The organism is Amycolatopsis sulphurea, assembly GCF_002564045.1.
GTDB classification, from domain to species: Bacteria; Actinomycetota; Actinomycetes; order Mycobacteriales; family Pseudonocardiaceae; genus Amycolatopsis; species Amycolatopsis sulphurea.
On the sequence record NZ_PDJK01000001.1, the window covers coordinates 199589 to 216676 of the forward strand.

General features: G+C 71.0%; 14 protein-coding genes. 6 read left to right on the plus strand and 8 right to left on the minus strand.

Annotated elements, in window-relative coordinates; translation table 11 throughout:
* The first annotated feature begins 184 nt into the window (after positions 1-184).
* On the plus strand, positions 185-1132 hold the full coding sequence (locus ATK36_RS00980) for a glycoside hydrolase family 25 protein (protein ID WP_098509410.1): 948 nt from the start codon (positions 185-187) through the stop codon (positions 1130-1132).
* Positions 1133-1217: 85 nt separating this feature from the next.
* Here ATK36_RS00980 and pgl read toward each other — a convergent pair whose 3' ends face one another.
* The 6 genes from pgl to tkt form a co-directional block, all read right to left on the minus strand.
* Positions 1218-1991 carry a 6-phosphogluconolactonase gene (pgl, locus tag ATK36_RS00985; RefSeq protein ID WP_098509411.1) on the minus strand — a complete coding sequence of 258 codons (774 nt, stop codon included), beginning with the start codon at positions 1989-1991 and terminating at the stop codon, positions 1218-1220.
* Positions 1988-2995: a glucose-6-phosphate dehydrogenase assembly protein OpcA gene (gene opcA / locus ATK36_RS00990; protein ID WP_098509412.1), complete on the minus strand. Its 1008-nt coding sequence runs from the start codon at positions 2993-2995 to the stop codon at positions 1988-1990. The genes pgl and opcA overlap by 4 nt, the downstream gene beginning before the upstream one ends.
* A gap of 97 nt (positions 2996-3092) precedes the next feature.
* Positions 3093-4619 (minus strand): glucose-6-phosphate dehydrogenase, encoded by a 1527-nt coding sequence (gene zwf, locus ATK36_RS00995; protein ID WP_098509413.1) that lies wholly within the window; start codon positions 4617-4619, stop codon positions 3093-3095.
* A complete protein-coding gene (locus tag ATK36_RS01000; RefSeq protein WP_098509414.1) occupies positions 4616-6250 on the minus strand; it encodes a glucose-6-phosphate isomerase in 1635 nt (544 codons plus the stop codon). The genes zwf and ATK36_RS01000 overlap by 4 nt, the downstream gene beginning before the upstream one ends.
* A 10-nt stretch (positions 6251-6260) precedes the next feature.
* Positions 6261-7373 carry a transaldolase gene (gene tal, locus ATK36_RS01005; protein ID WP_098509415.1) on the minus strand — a complete coding sequence of 371 codons (1113 nt, stop codon included), beginning with the start codon at positions 7371-7373 and terminating at the stop codon, positions 6261-6263.
* A 24-nt stretch (positions 7374-7397) separates the two neighbouring features.
* Complete coding sequence (gene tkt, locus ATK36_RS01010) at positions 7398-9503, minus strand: transketolase (protein ID WP_098509416.1); 2106 nt, start codon at positions 9501-9503, stop codon at positions 7398-7400.
* 475 nt (positions 9504-9978) lie between these two features.
* On the opposite strand from tkt, the gene ATK36_RS01015 reads away from it, so the two are divergent.
* From ATK36_RS01015 to ATK36_RS01025, 3 genes are all read left to right on the plus strand, one after another.
* A complete protein-coding gene (locus tag ATK36_RS01015; protein ID WP_098509417.1) occupies positions 9979-10959 on the plus strand; it encodes a heme o synthase in 981 nt (326 codons plus the stop codon).
* A gap of 109 nt (positions 10960-11068) precedes the next feature.
* Positions 11069-13339 carry a HelD family protein gene (locus ATK36_RS01020; protein WP_098510237.1) on the plus strand — a complete coding sequence of 757 codons (2271 nt, stop codon included), beginning with the start codon at positions 11069-11071 and terminating at the stop codon, positions 13337-13339.
* Positions 13340-13389: 50 nt separating this feature from the next.
* A complete protein-coding gene (locus ATK36_RS01025) occupies positions 13390-13920 on the plus strand; it encodes an FKBP-type peptidyl-prolyl cis-trans isomerase (RefSeq protein ID WP_098510238.1) in 531 nt (176 codons plus the stop codon).
* A gap of 44 nt (positions 13921-13964) precedes the next feature.
* Here ATK36_RS01025 and ATK36_RS01030 read toward each other — a convergent pair whose 3' ends face one another.
* Entirely contained in the window at positions 13965-14936 is a 972-nt protein-coding gene (locus ATK36_RS01030; protein WP_098509418.1) for a quinone oxidoreductase family protein, read from the minus strand.
* 96 nt (positions 14937-15032) lie between these two features.
* Here ATK36_RS01030 and ATK36_RS01035 point away from each other — a divergent pair, with 96 nt between their 5' ends.
* Both ATK36_RS01035 and ATK36_RS01040 read left to right on the plus strand, forming a co-directional pair.
* Positions 15033-15359 carry a hypothetical protein gene (locus ATK36_RS01035; protein ID WP_098509419.1) on the plus strand — a complete coding sequence of 109 codons (327 nt, stop codon included), beginning with the start codon at positions 15033-15035 and terminating at the stop codon, positions 15357-15359.
* Entirely contained in the window at positions 15356-16222 is an 867-nt protein-coding gene (locus tag ATK36_RS01040; RefSeq protein ID WP_098509420.1) for an ATP-grasp domain-containing protein, read from the plus strand. The genes ATK36_RS01035 and ATK36_RS01040 overlap by 4 nt, the downstream gene beginning before the upstream one ends.
* Positions 16223-16224: 2 nt before the next feature.
* Here ATK36_RS01040 and ATK36_RS01045 read toward each other — a convergent pair whose 3' ends face one another.
* Positions 16225-17088, minus strand: a complete 864-nt coding sequence (locus ATK36_RS01045; protein ID WP_245914382.1) for an acyl-CoA desaturase — start codon at positions 17086-17088, stop codon at positions 16225-16227.

The window sequence follows — 17088 nt, forward strand, 5'->3', positions numbered from 1 at the left end:
CGCATAGGCTGTTCGGGTGAGGATATGCACGGCAATCTCACTCCGTGTTGATCACACCACCTTACGTTTACCTTAAAGCCGGTCCCACATAGTGGTGAGCCGCTCATTGGCCGAGCTGTGGCTCGTCCGTTTGCCTGGACCGCGTCGATCGCGGGAGCGGGTGAACTGCGTCATCCTGGCGGGTATGGCGCTGGGTATCGATATCTACCGGAGCTTCCAGCACGTGACCGACTGGCAGGCGGTCCGTGCCCATGGCGTGACGTACGTGTACGTCAAACTGTCCGACGGCGGGGGCAGACCGGCGGGCGGTGCCGGGGACGCCGAGGTCGCGGGGTCGAGATCGGCCGGCATCCCGGTCGGTGGATACCACTTCGCGCAGGCGAACCCGGGCCCGGAGGCCCAGGCGGGTGTCCTGCTCGGCGAGGTCCGCCGGCTCGGCGCCACCGGCTGCGCGCCGATGCTCGATCTCGAGGACAACCCCGCGTCGTCCCGGCTGCCCAACATCCCGGACGGCCAGAAGCGCGGCTTCGCCACCGCGTTCTGCAACGAGGTCGCGCGGCAGGGCTTCCGGCCGGGCGTGTACTTGAACAACGCACTGGCGAAGAAGCTGCGCCCGGACACCTGGGGCGTGCCGGGCCTGGTCATCTGGATCGCCCGCTACGGCGCCCGCCCGGACGCCGCCGCCGGCCGCTACGACCTCCACCAGTACTCCAGCACCGGGCGGGTGCCCGGGATCAGGGCGAACGGTGTCGATCTCGACGAGTCCTACACGAACGCGCATCTCACCGGTGCGCCGGCCGCGGCAGGAAAGGTGACTGAACTGATGGAACGACTGAAACTGGCGCCCAGCAAGGACATCACCTCAGTACGGCTCCTGCTGTCCGGCAGCGACACCGCGGCGATCGTCATCCGGCCGTGGCTTGCTCCCGACGGCCTCGCGCCCACTCCGGTGTTCCTGGGCAACATCCACGCGTGGGGCAGCGACAAGGCCGGCATCGGGCACAACCCGAAGGACGAATCCGGCTTCGACCCGAAGGTCGTGTCGCACCGCCGCTACGCGCTGCCCGGTGCAGTGTGGGCGGATTTCGAGTACAGCACCAACGCCGAGTTCGACCTGGACATCGTCGGCTGAGCGCGACCCCGTACGCGTAGATGCTGTGAAGGGGCCCTTCACGGACTCAGAGTCCGTGAAGGGCCCCTTCACAGCATCTTGAAGGTCAGCTGCCGGGCGGCTGGTAGACCTTCGTGAGCTTGCCGGCCGCTTCGCGGTCGAGCAGCCACAGCGTGCGGTGGTAGCCGCGCGCTCCGGACACCGGGATCTGCGTCTCCGGCGCGCCGGCGAGTGCCTGCGCGACGGCGTCCGCCTTGGCTGCGCCGCCGGTCATCAGCCAGACCTCGCGCGCCCGGCGGATCGCCGGGAGGGTGAGCGAGACCCGTGTCGGCGGCGGCTTCGGGCAATCCCGCACCGCCACCACCGTCGGCTGTGTCTCGTGTACGGCGGGGGAGTCCGGGAACACCGACGCGGTGTGCCCTTCCCCGCCGAGACCCAGCAGCACGATGTCGAACGCCGGGACCTGCTCGCCGTCCTCGGCCGCGTCGGCAAGGACTTTCGCGTACGCGGCCGCGGCCGCGTCCACGTCGTCGCCGAACTCGCCGTCCGATGGGGCCATCGCGTGCACCCGCTCCGGGGCGAGCGGCACGTGATCCAGCAGTGCCTCCCGCGCGCCCTTTTCGTTGCGCTCGCCGGAATCCGCCGGGACGAACCGTTCGTCGCCCCAGTACAGGTCCAGGCGCGACCAGTCGATCGCGTCCCGGGCGTGGGACTCCCGCAGCTCGCGCAGCACCGCGATGCCGGTGCCGCCGCCGGTGAGCACCACCGACGCCGAGCCCCGCGCTGCCTGCACGTCCACGATCCGGGTGACCAGCCGGGCCGCGGCGGCGGCGGCGAGCAGCTCCGGGTTCTCGTAGACGACGACCTCGGTCCGGCTCACGAGGCGCTCTTTTCCGTGCTCTTCTTGGCGGGGGCCTTCGCGCCGCGGGCGGATTTCGGCTTGGCCGCGGCGGTCTTGCCGGTGCCGGAGGGGGCGAGCTTGTGCAGGCCGTGCAGGGCGGCCTCGTAGATCTCGTCCGGGTCGAGCCGGCGCAGCTCCTCCACCAGGCACTCCAGGTTGCTCCGCCGCTGCAGCGCGATCCGCCGGGTCGGCTGGCCAGGCTGGGTCAGCGTGCCGACCCGGCCGTCCGGGCGGGTCAGCTCGACCGCGCCGGAGCGCCGCTCCAGCTGCACCGAGATGATGCCCTGGGCACTGGAGCTCTTGATCCGCCGCACCGGAGCCTTGAGGTACTCGGCCAGCCAGCCCGCGAGCAGCTCGGTGGACGGCGAATCCGCCTCACCGGTCACCGTCGCGCCGATGATCTTCTCGTACGGCGGCAGATCCAGCGCCGAGACCAGCTGGGCCCGCCAGTGCGTGAGCCGGGTCCAGGCCAGATCCGTGTCACCCTCCACATAGGACTTCGCGCGGGTGGTGAGCGAGCGGATCGGGTTCTTTTCCGCGGCCGAGTCGGTGATCCGCCGCTGCGCGAGCTCGCCGAGCGGATCCTCCGCCGGGGCCTTCGGGCCGGCTTCGGGCCACCAGGTCACGATCGGCGCGTCCGGCAGCAGCAGCGGCACCACGGCGCTCTGCCCCTGCGACGCCAGCGCGCCGTACAGCCGCAGCACGATGACCTCGCTCGCCCCGGCGTCGCCGCCCACGCGGATCTGGCCGTCTATCCGCGGAGCCGCGGTGCGCGCGCCCTTGGCCACCACGATCACCCGCGACGGGTGCTCGCGGCTGGCGTCGTTCGCGGCCTCTATGGCGTCTTCGAGCTTGGCGTCGTCGTCCGCGACGATGACCAGGGTCAGCACCCGGCCGAGCGCGACCTGGCCACCCTGCTCGCGGATCTCCACCAGCTTCTTGTTCAGCGCCGACGTGGTCGTCGACGGCAGATCGATGATCACGGACGCCTCCGGTGTTCTTGCGGGATACTCCCCCGGGTGTGGGTGCCCCAAACGGACACTGCCAGTCGGCGGCCGTGATCGGCTTCGCAATTGTGGATCACGGACGCCTCCAGTTCCGGCCAGTACGTTCGAGCATCTCGTCTGCGGACTTGGGACCCCAGGTCCCCGGCGGGTACTCCTCCGGAGCGGTGCCGAGCTTCGCCCAGTGGTTCAGCACCGGGTCCAGGATCTCCCAGGACAGCTCGACCTCTTCGTTCACCGGGAACAGCGAGGGCTCGCCGAGCAGCACGTCCAGGATCAGCCGCTCGTAGGCCTCCGGCGAGGACTCGGTGAACGCGTGCCCGTACCCGAAGTCCATCGTGACGTCGCGGACCTCCATCGTGGTCCCCGGCACCTTCGAGCCGAACCGCAGCGTGATGCCCTCGTCCGGCTGCACCCGGATGACAAGGGCGTTCTGCCCCAGCTCCTCGGTCGAGGTCGAATCGAAGGGCAGGTGCGGGGCCCGCTTGAAGACCACCGCGATCTCGGTGACCCGGCGGCCGAGGCGCTTGCCGGTGCGCAGGTAGAACGGCACCCCCGCCCAGCGGCGGTTCTGCACCTCCAGCGTCACCGCGGCGTAGGTCTCGGTCGTGGAGTCCTTCGCGAAGCCCGCTTCCTGGAGCAGGCCGGGCACCTTCGTGCCGCCCTGCCAGCCGCCGGCGTACTGCCCGCGCGCAGTGGTCTCGTGCAACGGGTGCACCGGCTTGGTCGCCGCCAGCACCTTCGCCTTCTCCGCCCGCAGCGACTTCGGCTCGAACGACAGCGGCTCGTCCATCGCGGTGAAGGCGAGCAGCTGCAGCAGGTGGTTCTGGATGACGTCCCGGGCGGCGCCGATCCCGTCGTAGTACCCCGCGCGGCCGCCGAGGCCGATGTCCTCGGCCATGGTGATCTGGACGTGGTCGATGTAGTTCGCGTTCCACAACGGCTCGAACAGCTGGTTGGCGAAGCGCAGCGCGAGGATATTCTGCACTGTCTCCTTGCCGAGGTAATGGTCGATGCGGAACACCGACTCCTCGGGGAAGACGTCGTTCACGATCCCGTTGAGTTCCCTGGCGCTCTTGAGATCGTGCCCGAACGGCTTCTCGATCACCACGCGGCGCCAGGTGTTCTCGTCGGCCTGGGCCAGCCCGGACCGGGCCAGCTGCTTGGTGACCACCGGGAACGCGCCCGGCGGGATGGACAGGTAGAACGCGGTGTTGCCGCCGGTGCCGCGTTCCTCGTTCAGTTCGCGCACGGTCCGCGCGAGCCGGTCGAACGCGTCGTCGTCGTCGAAGGTGCCCTGCACGAACCGGATGCCCTCGGCGAGCCGGTTCCACACCGACTCCTTGAACGGCGTCCGCGCGTGCTCGCGCACCGAATCGTGCACCAGTTCGCCGAAGTCCTGGTGTTCCCAGTCGCGGCGGGCGAAGCCGACCAGCGAGAAGCCGGGCGGCAGCAGCCCGCGGTGGGCCAGGTCGTAGATGGCGGGCATCAGCTTCTTGCGGGCCAGGTCGCCGGTCACCCCGAAGATCACCAGGCTGGACGGCCCGGCGATCCGCGGCAGCCGCTTGTCCCGCGCGTCCCGCAGCGGGTTGCGCCAGGTCACTCGGCCACCTCCTGGACCGCGCGGACCAGCTCGGCCAGCCCGGCGGCCCGATCGGTCAGGTGCAGCCGCAGCACCGGGCGCCCGTGCCCGGCCAGCACCTGGCCGTCGCCGAGCGCCTGGGCGTGCTGCAGCCGGCCCAGGGTGTACGGGCGGTCCGGCACGTCCAGATCCTCGGCGACCGCGCCGGTGATCTGCAGGAAGCTGCCGTTCTGGTGGCCGCCCTTGTGGTACTGCCCGGTGGAGTGCAGGAACCGGGGACCCCAGCCGAAGGTGGTCTGCACGCCGGTCCGCTTCGCGATCTCGCTGCGCAGCAACGAAGTCGAGGCGTCGTCGAGCCGGTCCAGGTAGGCCTGCACCGCGATGTATCCGCCTTCGGTCACCGTGCCGAAGAACGCGCGCAGCATGTCGGTCAGTTTTCCTTCGGTGGCAACACCTTCGCTGCCGAAGATCTCGACGGAACCGTCCACAGTGGCCGGTGCTTCCCCGCCCTTTAGCTTCTCCGGGTCGTCCAGCAATGCGCGCGCCGCCTTCTTCGCGGCTTCGACGTCCGGCTGGTCGAACGGGTTGATCCCGAGCAGCCGCCCGGCCAGCGCGGTGGCGAACTCCCACACCAGGAATTGCGCGCCGAGCGCGCCGGTCACCGAGATCTTCGCCGCGCCTTCCGGCACGCCGATCGCGACCGGGGTCGCGTCCGCCTTGGCGTCGGCGAAACCGGGGGCGTCCGGGCCTTCGACGGCGACCGGCAGCAGGCCGGTGCCGAGCTTGCCGGTGGACTCCGCGATCAGCTGCTCGGCCCAGTCCGGGAAGCCAGGCAAATGGCTGGAGCTGCCTGAATCCGTGGTTGCGAGCACGACCTTCTCGGCGCCGGCTTCGTGCGCCGCACCCCAGGCCGCGGCGAGCTTGATCGCCGGGTTGTCCGTGGTGTCCGCGGCCAGCGCTTCGGCAGCCGAGGCGGCCTGGTCGAGCAGCCGCGCGATGTCCGCCCCGGCGAGCCCGGCCGGCACCAGGCCGAACGCGGTGAGCGCCGAGTAGCGGCCGCCCACGTGCGGATCGGCCAGGAAGGTCTTGCGGTAACCCTCCTTTTCGGACAGTGCGGAGAACGGCGAGCCGGGGTCGGTCACGACCACGATCCGCCGGGCCGCGTCGATGCCCGCGTCCGCGAACGCCTTGGCGAAGATCCGCCGGTGGCTGTCGGTCTCCACCGTGCCGCCGGACTTCGACGACACCACCAGCACGGTGCGGTCGAGATCGCCCGCGAGCGCGTCCGCCACCTGGCCCGGATCGGTCGTGTCGAGCACGGTCAGCTGCACCCCGGCGGTGGCCGTGATGACCTCCGGCGCGAGCGAGGAACCGCCCATGCCGGCGAGCACCACGCGGTCCACGCCTTCGCTGCGCAATTCGGCGCGCAGCGCCTCGATCTCCCCGATCAGCGGCCGCGACGACTTGTGCAGCGTCGTCCACGACAACCGGATCGACGCCTCGGACTCGGCGTCCGGACCCCACAGCGTGGCGTCCTGTGCGGCGAGCTTCGAGGCGGCCCCCTCCGCGGCCAGCCGGTCGGCCAGCGGCGCGGCTTTGCCTGCCAGTTCGGCGTCGACGATCTCGACGCCGGTCTCGTCCCCTGTGGTCATGGTCTCGGGTTCAGCCCTTCGCTTCTTCCAGCTGGCCGGTCACCGTGTCGAGCAGCTCCTGCCAGGACTTCTCGAACTTCTCCACACCCTCGTTCTCGAGGGTGACGAACACGTCGGGCACGTCGATCCCGGCAGCGCTCAGCTTGTCGAACACCGCCTGCGCGTCCTGCCCGCGGCCGGCCACCGTGTCGCCGGTGATCTGCGCGTGGTCGGCGACCGCATCCAGGGTCTTCTCCGGCATCGTGTTCACCACGTCCTTGACCACGAGCTGGTCGACGTAGCGGGTGTCGGAGTAGGCCGGGTCCTTCACGCCGGTGGAGGCCCACAGCGGCCGCTGCGCGTTGGCGCCGGCCTCGGCGAGCGCCTTCCAGCGGTCGGAAGCGAACAGGTCCTCGAAGGCCGCGTACGCCAGCCGCGCGTTCGCGATGGCCGCTTCGCCGAGCAGCGCTTTGGCCTCGTCGGTGCCCAGAGCGTTCAGCCGCTTGTCCACCTCACTGTCCACACGGGACACGAAGAAGGACGCGACCGAGTGGATGCCCTTGAGGTCGTGACCGTTCGCCTTCGCCTGCTCCAGGCCGGCGAAGAAGGCCTCGATGACCGCCTGGTACCGCTCGACGGAGAAGATCAGCGTGACGTTGACGCTGATGCCCTCGGCGAGCACCGCGGTGATCGCGGGCAGGCCCTCGGCGGTCGCCGGGATCTTGATCAGCACGTTCGGCCGGTCGACGGTCTTCCACAGGTCCTTGGCCTCGGCCACCGTCTTGCCGGTGTCCTTGGCCAGCCGCGGGTCCACCTCGATCGAGACGCGGCCGTCCACGCCGCCGGTGGCGGTGTAGACGTCGCGGAACAGGTCCGCGGCGTTGCGTACGTCGGTGGTGGTCAGCTCCCGGACGGCGCCGCTGAGGTCCGTGCCGCGGTCGGCGAGTTCCTTGACCTGGGCGTCGTAGGCGGCCCCGTCGGAGAGCGCGTTCGCGAAGATGGTCGGGTTGGTGGTCACGCCGACGACGTGCTTGCCGCGGACGAGCGCGGCGAGGTTGCCGGTGTTCAGGCGTTCCCGCGAGAGGTCGTCCAGCCAGATCGAGACGCCGGCCTCGGACAGCTGCGCGAGCCGATCAGTGGTCATGATGCGGTCCTTTCGGGAAGGAGTTCAGTGCTGGGTGCCGGCGATCGAGCGGCGGGCGGCGTCGACGACCGCCTCGGCGGTGAAGCCGAACTCACGGAACAGGGTGGCCGCGTCGGCCGAGGCACCGTAGTGCTCGATCGAAACGTTCACTCCGGCGTCACCGGTGAACCGCTGCCACGGCATGGCGATCCCGGCCTCGACCGAGACCCGCGCCTTGACCGACGGCGGCAGTACGGAATCGCGGTACCCCTGATCCTGCGCGTCGAACCATTCGATACACGGCATGGACACCACGCGAGTGGGCACGCCGTCGGCTTCGAGCGTCTTGCGCGCTTCGACGGCCAGCTGCACCTCGGAGCCGGTCGCCACGAGGATGACCCGCGGCTCGCCGGTGGAGGCGTCGGCCAGCACGTAGCCGCCCTTCTGCACGCCCTCGGCGCTGGTGCCTTCGAGGACCGGCACGTTCTGCCGGGTCAGCGCGAATCCCGACGGGTGCGCCACGTCCTCCAGCACGGCCTTCCACGCGTACGCGGTCTCGTTCGCGTCCGCCGGGCGGACCACGTTGAGGCCGGGGATCGCGCGCAGCGCGGCGAGGTGCTCGATCGGCTGGTGCGTCGGGCCGTCCTCGCCGAGGCCGATCGAGTCGTGCGTCCACACGTAGGTGACCGGCAGGCCCATCAGCGCGGCCAGCCGCACCGGCGGGCGCATGTAGTCGGAGAAGGTGAGGAAGGTGGCGCCGTACGGGCGGGTGCCGCCGTGCAGGGCGATGCCGTTGAGGATCGAGCCCATCGCGTGCTCACGGATGCCGAAGTGCAGCGTGCGCCCGTACGGGCTGGTGTTCCACATCGCGGTGCCGGCCTCGGCCGGACCGAACGAGTCGGCGCCCTTCATGGTGGTGTTGTTGCTCTCCGCGAGGTCCGCGGAACCGCCCCACAGCTCGGGCAGCGGCCCGGCCAGCGCGTTGAGCACCTCGCCGGAGGCCTTGCGGGTAGCGACGCCCTTGGCGGCGTACGGCTCCCAGGAGGGCAGGCCGTCGGCGAAGCCCTCGGGCAGCTCGCGCTTGGCGAGCCGGTCGAACAGCTGCTTGCGCTCCGGGTTGGCCGCCGCCCACGCGTCGAAGCGGACCTGCCACTCGGCGCGCCACTCCTTGCCGCGCTCCAGCGCCTTGCGGGTGTGCTCGATGACCTCGGCGTCGACCTGGAAGCTGCGCTCCGGGTCGAAGCCCAGGATCTTCTTGACCCCCGCGACCTCTTCGGCGCCGAGCGCGGCACCGTGCGCCTTGCCGGTGTTCATCTTCGTCGGGGCCGGGTAGCCGATGATCGTGCGCAGCACGATGAACGAGGGCCGCTGCGTCTCCGCCTTCGCCGCGGCGATGGCCTTCTCGATCGCGACGACGTCCTCGCCGCCTTCGACGGTCTGCACGTGCCAGCCGTAGGCCTCGTAGCGCTTCGCCACGTCCTCCGACAGGGCGATGGTGGTGTCGTCCTCGATCGAGATCTTGTTGTCGTCGTAGAAGACGACCAGGTTGCCCAGCTGCTGGCGGCCGGCGATCGACGAGGCCTCCGAGGTGATGCCCTCCTCGATGTCCCCGTCCGAGGCGATCACGTAGATGTGCCCGTCGAAGACGCTCTCACCGGCCGCGGCGTCCGGGTCGAACAGGCCACGCTCGCGGCGGGCGGCCATCGCCATGCCCACGGCGTTGCCCAGCCCCTGGCCGAGCGGGCCGGTGGTGGTCTCGACGCCCTTGGTGTGCCGGTACTCCGGGTGGCCCGGGGTCAGCGAGCCCCAGCGGCGCAGCTGCTCCAGGTCGGCCAGTTCGAGCCCGAACCCGGCGAGGTACAGCTGGATGTAGAGGGTCAGGCTGGAGTGCCCGGCCGAGAGCACGAACCGGTCGCGCCCGGCCCAGTGCGGGTCCGCCGGGTCGTGCCGCATGGCGCGCTGGAAGAGCGTGTAGGCCAGCGGCGCCAGGCTCATCGCGGTGCCCGGGTGACCGCTGCCGCAGTGCTCGACCGCGTCCGCGGCCAGTACCCGGGCGGTGTCCACGGCGCGGGTGTCGGTCTCGGTCCAGTCGGCCGGCGCGGTACGCCGGAGCAACGGGTTGGTCTCGCTGGTGGAAGCGGTTTCGGGCACTGAACTCGAACTCCTGCGTCGATGCGGTTGTGACGGGGGTCCCCGACGGCGGTGCCGGTGCGCACCGCCGGTGTTCTCGATCGCTGGTTCTCAATCGATCCCGAGAGGACGATATTCCGGCCGGCGGCGGCGCGCAGGCAGACCGGCGGGCCCCTGCCCGGCAGCCTAGTGGGTAGCGTCGCGCCCGGCTGTCGCGACGGCCGGGCGAGTACGCCGTCCGCCACCCGTTCCGGCGCTGGTCAGCGGTGCTCCGGCGGGGGCCTTCCGGAATCGCCCGGCGGAGCGGCCCCGGCGACGCGCCGGGCGCCGGCCGGCGCGAGCGTGACGGAGCAGACACCCCGCGGCGTGTCCCGGCCCCGCGCAGTGTCGCGCGAATCGCCACGGCTACCATCGTTCGCGGGCTGGGTCCGGCGGATTCACCACTGGCACCACGATCTTCCGGTCCGCCCGGCCCCGAACTGACACAGGGAGTGAAATGTCGTTGGTGAACGCTGCGCACGGACGCAGTGACGACACCAGCGCCGTACACCCGGACGGTGCACGACCGCACGGGGCCCGGCGAAGCCTCCGCCGGGTGCTCGGCGCCTACGCCGCGCTCGCCAAGCCGCGGGTGATCGAACTCCTGCTGGTCACCACGATCCCGGCGATGTTCCTGGCCGGGCGCCAGGTGCCGGATCTGTGGCTGGTGCTGGCCACCCTGGTCGGCGGCACCATGGCCGCGGGCAGCGCGAACGCGCTCAACTGCGTGATCGACGCGGATATCGACAAGGTCATGAACCGCACCAAGCGGCGCCCGCTGGTCAAGGACTCGGTGCCCCGGCGCAACGCGCTGGTGTTCGGCCTGGTGCTCGGGGTCGCCTCGGCGGTGGTCCTGTACTTCACGGTGAACCTGCTGTCCGCGATCCTGGCGATCGTGACGATCCTGTTCTACATCTTCGTCTACACCCTCGGCCTCAAGCGGCGTACCTCGCAGAACGTGGTCTGGGGTGGCGCGGCGGGCTGCATGCCGGTGGTGATCGGCTGGGCCGCGGTGACCGGCACCGTGCAATGGCCCGCGTTCGTGATGTTCGGCGTCATCTTCTTCTGGACCCCGCCGCACACCTGGGCGCTGGGCATGAAGTACCGCGAGGACTACGAGCGCGCGGGCGTGCCGATGCTGCCGGTGGTGGCCACCGCGCAGCACGTGGCCCGTCAGATCGTCATCTACTCGTGGGTGATGGTCGCCTGGACGCTGCTGCTGCTCCCGGTCACCAGCTGGCTGTACGCGACCTTCGCGGTCGTCGCCGGTGCCTGGTTCCTCTTCTACGCGCACCGCCTGAACGCCGAGGTACGCCGGGGCGTGGAGACCAAGCCGATGGCGCTGTTCCACCGCTCCAACACGTACCTGATGATCGTGTTCGTGGCGCTGGCGGTCGACGCCGCGATCGGGCTGCCCACGCTCGGCCTGCCCTTCTGACCCCTCTGACCCTGCGCTCTGCGGCGGGGAATGCCGTAGGCTGGACGGTCTGTGCCCTCTCGGCCCTCCGCCGCATTCCCCGAAGCGAAAGCAGGATTGAGTCTTGTCCGTGTCCCCGGACCGGGAAACGAGCCGTGTCTTCGAGGACGGTACGTCCGACCATGCCGCCGAGCTGGCGCGTGAGCAGACGTACGTCTCGGCGGTCTACGAAAAGCTCGACATCGAGCGGCGGGACGCCCAGCGCCGTCTCGACGAGACGTTGCGGCAGACCGGGCGTACCCCACAGGCCCGTACGGAACGCGACGTCGCCACCACGCTGTACACCGACCGGCTCGCGCAGCTCGGTTCGGTGGAGCAGGGGCTGTGCTTCGGCAGGCTGGATTTCCTGCCCGGCCGCGAAGAGGAAACCACCTACGTCGGCCGGCTCGGGTTGTTCGACGAGGACGACGACTACCGCCCGCTGCTGATCGACTGGCGTGCCCCGGTGGCCCGCCCCTTCTACCTGGCCACGGCCGCCTCGCCGGAGGGCGTGCGCCGGCGGCGGCACCTGCGTTCGCTGAGCCGCCGGGTGACCGGGTTCGACGACGAGATCCTCGATCTCGGCGCGGCGGACCAGGGCCAGGACCTCGGGCTGGCCGGCGAGGCGGCGTTGCTGGCCGCGCTGGAGCGCCGTCGCACCGGCGAGATGAACGACATCGTCGCGACCATCCAGGCCGAGCAGGACCGGATCATCCGCGCGCCGCTCGGCGGGGTGCTGGTGGTGCAGGGCGGGCCGGGCACCGGCAAGACCGCCGTGGCGCTGCATCGCGCGGCCTACCTGCTCTACACCCACCGCCAGCAGCTGACCACGCGTGGCGTGCTGGTGGTCGGGCCGAACAGCACGTTCCTGCGCTACATCGGCCAGGTGCTGCCGTCCCTCGGTGAGACCGGGGTGCTGCTGGCGACGGTCGGGCAGCTGTGGCCGGGGCTGGACGCGGTGGGCGTGGAATCGCCGGAGGCGGCCGAGGTGAAGGGCCGGGTGGTGCTGGCCGAGGTGCTGGCCGCCGCCGTCCGCGACCGCCAGCGGGTGCCGGATCCGGTGCTGGAGATCGAGCACGAGCGGGAAATCCTCAAGCTGGACCGGAAAACCTGCGTGGAGGCGCGGACGCGGGCACGCCGTTCACGCCGTCCGCACAACCTCGCGCGCCGGCTGTTCGTGTCCGATGTGCTCGACGCGCTGACCCGGCAGGCCGCGCGGAAGCTGGGGGAGGACCTGCTCGACGCCCAGGACGTCCAGGACATCCGGGCCGAGCTGGCGGCCAGCCCGGCGGTGGCGGCCGCGCTGACGCGGCTGTGGCCAAAGCTGACCCCGGAGGGCCTTCTCGACGACCTCTTCGCCGACCCGGCCTACCTGGCCCGCGCCGTGGGGACGCTGCTCACCGACACCGAGCGCGCGCACCTGGAAAGCGGCCGTGACGCCCAGTGGACGCCCGCCGACGTGCCCTTGCTGGACGAGCTGGCCGAGCTGCTCGGCGCGGACGATTCCGAGGAGCAGGCCCAGAACCGCCGCCGGGAACGGGTGGAACGCGCGTACGCCGAGGGCGTGCTGGACATCCTCGAACAGGACGAGGAGATCCAGGACGAGGAGATGCTGCGGGTGTCCGACGTGCTCGACGCCGAGCTGTTCGCCGAACGGCAGCAGGCGCGCAGCGAGCTGACCGCGGCCCAGCGGGCGGCGCAGGACCGCACCTGGACCTTCGGCCACGTGATCGTCGACGAGGCACAGGAACTGTCCGCAATGGACTGGCGGCTGCTCATGCGCCGCACTCCGAACCGGTCGATGACCCTGGTCGGCGACGTCGCGCAGACCGGCACCGCCGGGGGAGCGCGCAGCTGGGACGAGGTGCTGGCGCCGTATGTGGCCGATCGCTGGCGGCTGGCGCAGCTGAGGGTCAACTACCGGACCCCGGCGGAGATCATGGCCGTCGCCGCGGACGTGCTCACCGAACTCGGCGGTGACCTCGCCCCGCCGTCCTCGGTGCGGGAGACCGGCGTGGCCCCGTGGAGCAGACGCAGCACCGACCTGGACGGCGAGCTGCCCGGACTGGTGCGGGCCGAACTGTCCCTTGTGGACGGTGGCACGATCGGGGTACTCGTGCCCGCGGCGCGGCGAAAGCACCTGCGGGCGTTGCTGGGTGCCGGCGAACGCCTCAGCGTGCTGACCGTGGATCGGGCCAAGGGCCTGGAATTCGACGCGGTGCTGCTGATCGCGCCGGACGAGATCGTGGCCGAGTCCCCGCGGGGACTGAACGATCTGTACGTGGCACTGACTCGGGCGACCCGCCGGCTCGGCGTGGTCCAGACCGGTGACCCGGTCCCGGCGCTGCACCGGCTTGGCTAAAGTCGCGCTGTTGCCGAAATCGCAGTGCCTCCAGGGATAGGGTGCTCGGCATGCAGAAAATCGGCAACATCGCGGCCATGGCGGCCTGCGTGGCGGCGGCGGCCGTCCTGACCGGCTGTGGCGGCGACAGCGGCGCGTCCGCCGGTGCTTCGTCCCCCGCGGCGGCCCCCTCCCGGGTGTGCACCGCGGATGACCTCAAGACCACGGGCGAGTTCGGCAAGGCCCCGGAGATCACCGTCCCGGACGACTGCACCCCGCCGAAGAAGCTGGTCATCAAGGATCTGTCCGCGGGCACCGGCGCCGAGGCGAAGCCGGGCCAGCAGGTGACCATGAACTACACGCTGGTCACCTGGTCGGACAAGAAACAGCTGGACAGCTCGTTCGGCAAGGAGCCGTTCTCCCTGAGCCTCGGCGCCGGCGAGGTGATCAAGGGCTGGGACGAGGGCCTGACCGGGATCAAGCAGGGCGGCCGCCGGCTGCTGATCATCCCGCCGGACCTCGGCTACGGCAAAGGCGGGAACGGTATCGCGCCCAACGAGACACTGGTGTTCGTGGTCGACGCCGTGGCGGTCCCGGCCTGATCCGATCCGTGCGTGCCCCCGCGCGGGGCACGCACGGGCCTGCGTCACGGGATCAGCAGCAGCTTGCCGGTGGTACGGCGGCCCTGGAGGTCTTCGTGCGCACGGCGTGCCTCGGCCAACGGGTAACGGCCGCCGATGCGGATGTCGAGGGAGCCGTCCTGGACCGCGGCGAACAGCTCGTCCGCGCGCCAGTCCAGCTCTTCGCGCGTTCGCACGTAGTGCGCGGCGGTGGGGCGGGTCAGGTACAGCGAGCCGCCGGAGTTGAGCCGCTGCGGGTCCAGCGGCGGCACCGGGCCGCTCGCCGCGCCGAACAACGCCAGCGTGCCGCGGATCCGCAGGCTAGCCAAGCTGCCGTCCACAGTGTCCTTGCCGACGCCGTCGTAGACCACGGCCACGCCTTCGCCGCCAGTCAGCTCGCGCGTGACCGCGGCGAAGTCTTCGCGGTCGTAGCGGATCACGTAGTCCGCACCGGCGCCACGGGCCAGCTGGGCCTTCTCATCGGTGGACACCGTGCCGATCACGCGCGCGCCGCGCGCCTTCGCGAGTTGTACGAGCAGCAGCCCGACACCGCCGGCAGCTGCGTGCACAAGGACGTCGTCGCCCGGCTTCACCTCGTACGTGGACCGCACCAGGTAATGTGCGGTGACGCCCTGCAGCAACGTCGCGGCGGCCACCTCGTCGGAGATTCCTGCGGGCACCTTCACCGCCACGGCGGCGGGGATCGCCGCGCGCGCAGCGTAGCTGCCCAGGACGCCCTGCCAGGCCACCCGGTCACCAGGGGCGAAACCCGTCACGGCTTCGCCGACCTCGGCGACCGTGCCGGCGCCTTCCATGCCCAGCACGAACGGCAGCTCCAGCGGGTAGATGCCCTGACGCTGGTATGTGTCGATGTAGTTGACGCCTGCCGCGGCGATGTCGACCAGCAGCGTTCCGGCGCCGGGCGGGCCGACGGGGACCTCGCCGGTTTCCAGTACCTCCGGGCCACCAGTCCTGGTTACCTGCACAACCGTCGGCATTGCTCCTCCTACGCGAGTTCGGCAGCCTTCCTAGTCCACTATGGCCGAGAACACGACCCTTCCGCGGTACCGGGGGTGACGGGCTAAGCTCGCGACGTGGCTGAGGAGACCGAGAACACGCCGACCGTGCCCACTGAGCCGACCGCCCGGCAGGTCGCCGCGGCACGGGATTTCGTGGCCCGGCACGGCAAGCCCTCGCGTGCGGTGGTGGAGAACATCGGCCGGGCGGGTGCCCGGGTGGTGCTCGTCGGCGCGGACGGCGCGCTGGGCGACGTGCTCGTGGCCGGGACCGAAGCCGGGAACGCGCTGGTCGGGGCGGTCGGAGACCTGGAAGCCGCGGAATGGGACAGCGAGACCGTGAACGCGGTCAAGATCGGCGCCGCGCACCGGCGCAAGATGGCCGGCCCGCGAGCCGGCCGATGACCCGCACCGCGTACTTCGCCTCTTGTGCCGCGATGCCCGAGGGCGACGGCGACGACGCGATCGTCCTGCCCGCACTTGCCGACCTGGGCTTCACCGTGCACTGGGCGGCCTGGGACGATCCGGCGGCGGGCTTCGCCGAGGCGGACCTGGTGGTCCTGCGCGCGACCTGGGACTACCCGGACCGCCGCGAAGAGTTCCTCGGCTGGTGCGAAAGCGTTCCGTCCCTGGCGAATCCGGCTCCAGTAGTGCGCTGGAACACCGACAAGGCCTATCTCGTCGAGCTGCACGACACGGGCGTCCCCACAGTGCCTTCCGAGCTGATCGAGCCGGGTGAGCGGGCGAAGTGGCCGAAGCAGCCTTTCGTGGTGAAGCCGTCGGTCGGCGCGGGCTCGCACGGCGTGGCGAAGTTCGCCGCCGGGGGCCTGGCGGCCGACGAGCACCTGCGGGGCCTGCACGAGGACGGCCGGACCGCGCTCGTGCAGCCGTTTCAGTCCAGTGTGGACACTCAGGGGGAGATCGCCGCGGTGTTCCTCGGCGGGATCTACTCGCACGCCTTCACCAAGGCGGTCATGTTCGGCTCCGGCCCGGATGCTTCCGGGTTGTACCTGGAGGAACGCCTGGCCGCCGCGGTCCCGGCGCCCGAAGTGCGCGCGGTGGCCGAGGACGCGCTAGACGCCGCCTGCTCGCTGCTGGGCATCCTGCGCGCGGAGCTGCTGTACGCCCGGGTGGACCTGATCCGCGGGGACGACGGCCGTCCGCTGATCCTGGAAATGGAGCTGACCGAGCCCACGCTGGGGTTCCGCTACGCGGACGCCGGTGCCCCGCTGCGGTTCGCCTCGGCGGTGCGGCAGCAGCTGGCCTAAGTTCAGCGGATCCGCTTGGCCGCCAGCCGTTCAGGCCGGGGCCAGCGGACCTCGCCGGCCCAGCCGAGGCGTTCGAACAGCCAGATCACCCGGGCCGAGACGTCCACCTGGCCGCGCAGCACGCCGTGCCGGGCACAGGTCGGGTCGGCGTGGTGGGAGTTGTGCCACGACTCGCCCATGGACAGCAGCGCCAGCGGCCAGAAGTTCGCCGCGCGGTCGCGGCTGGCGAACGGGCGGTCGCCGATCAGGTGGCAGATCGAGTTCACCGACCAGCTCACGTGGTGCAGGAACGCGACGCGCACCAGCCCGGCCCAGAAGAACGCGCTCAGCGCGCCCGGCCAGCCGCCCGAGATCAGCCCGCCGAGCAGTGCGGGCAGCCCGAGGCTGAGCGTGATCCACAGCCAGAAGAACCGGTTCACCACCCGCAGATCGCGATCCCCGGTCAGATCGGGGGCGAACCGGTCGGCGTTGGTCACCGCGCGGCCGAACATCCAGCCCATGTGCGCGTGCCAGAAGCCCCGCACCAGCGCCGCCGGGGAGGTGCCGAACAGCCACGGGGAATGCGGATCGCCCTCCCGGTCGGCGAACGCGTGGTGCCTGCGGTGGCTGGCCACCCAGAAGATCACCGAACCCTGCACGGCCATGCTGCCCGCCACCGCGAGCGCGATCCGCAGCGGCCGCCCGGCCTTGAACGCACCGTGGGTGAAATAGCGGTGGTAGCCGACCGTCACCCCGAGGGTGGTGAAGACGTAGAAGACCACCGCCAGGATCACGTCCGTCCACCCGATGCCCCAGCCCCACAGCAGCGGCACGGCGGCCAGCAGCGCGGCGAACGGCACCAGCAGGAAAGTCTTGAGCACCACCAT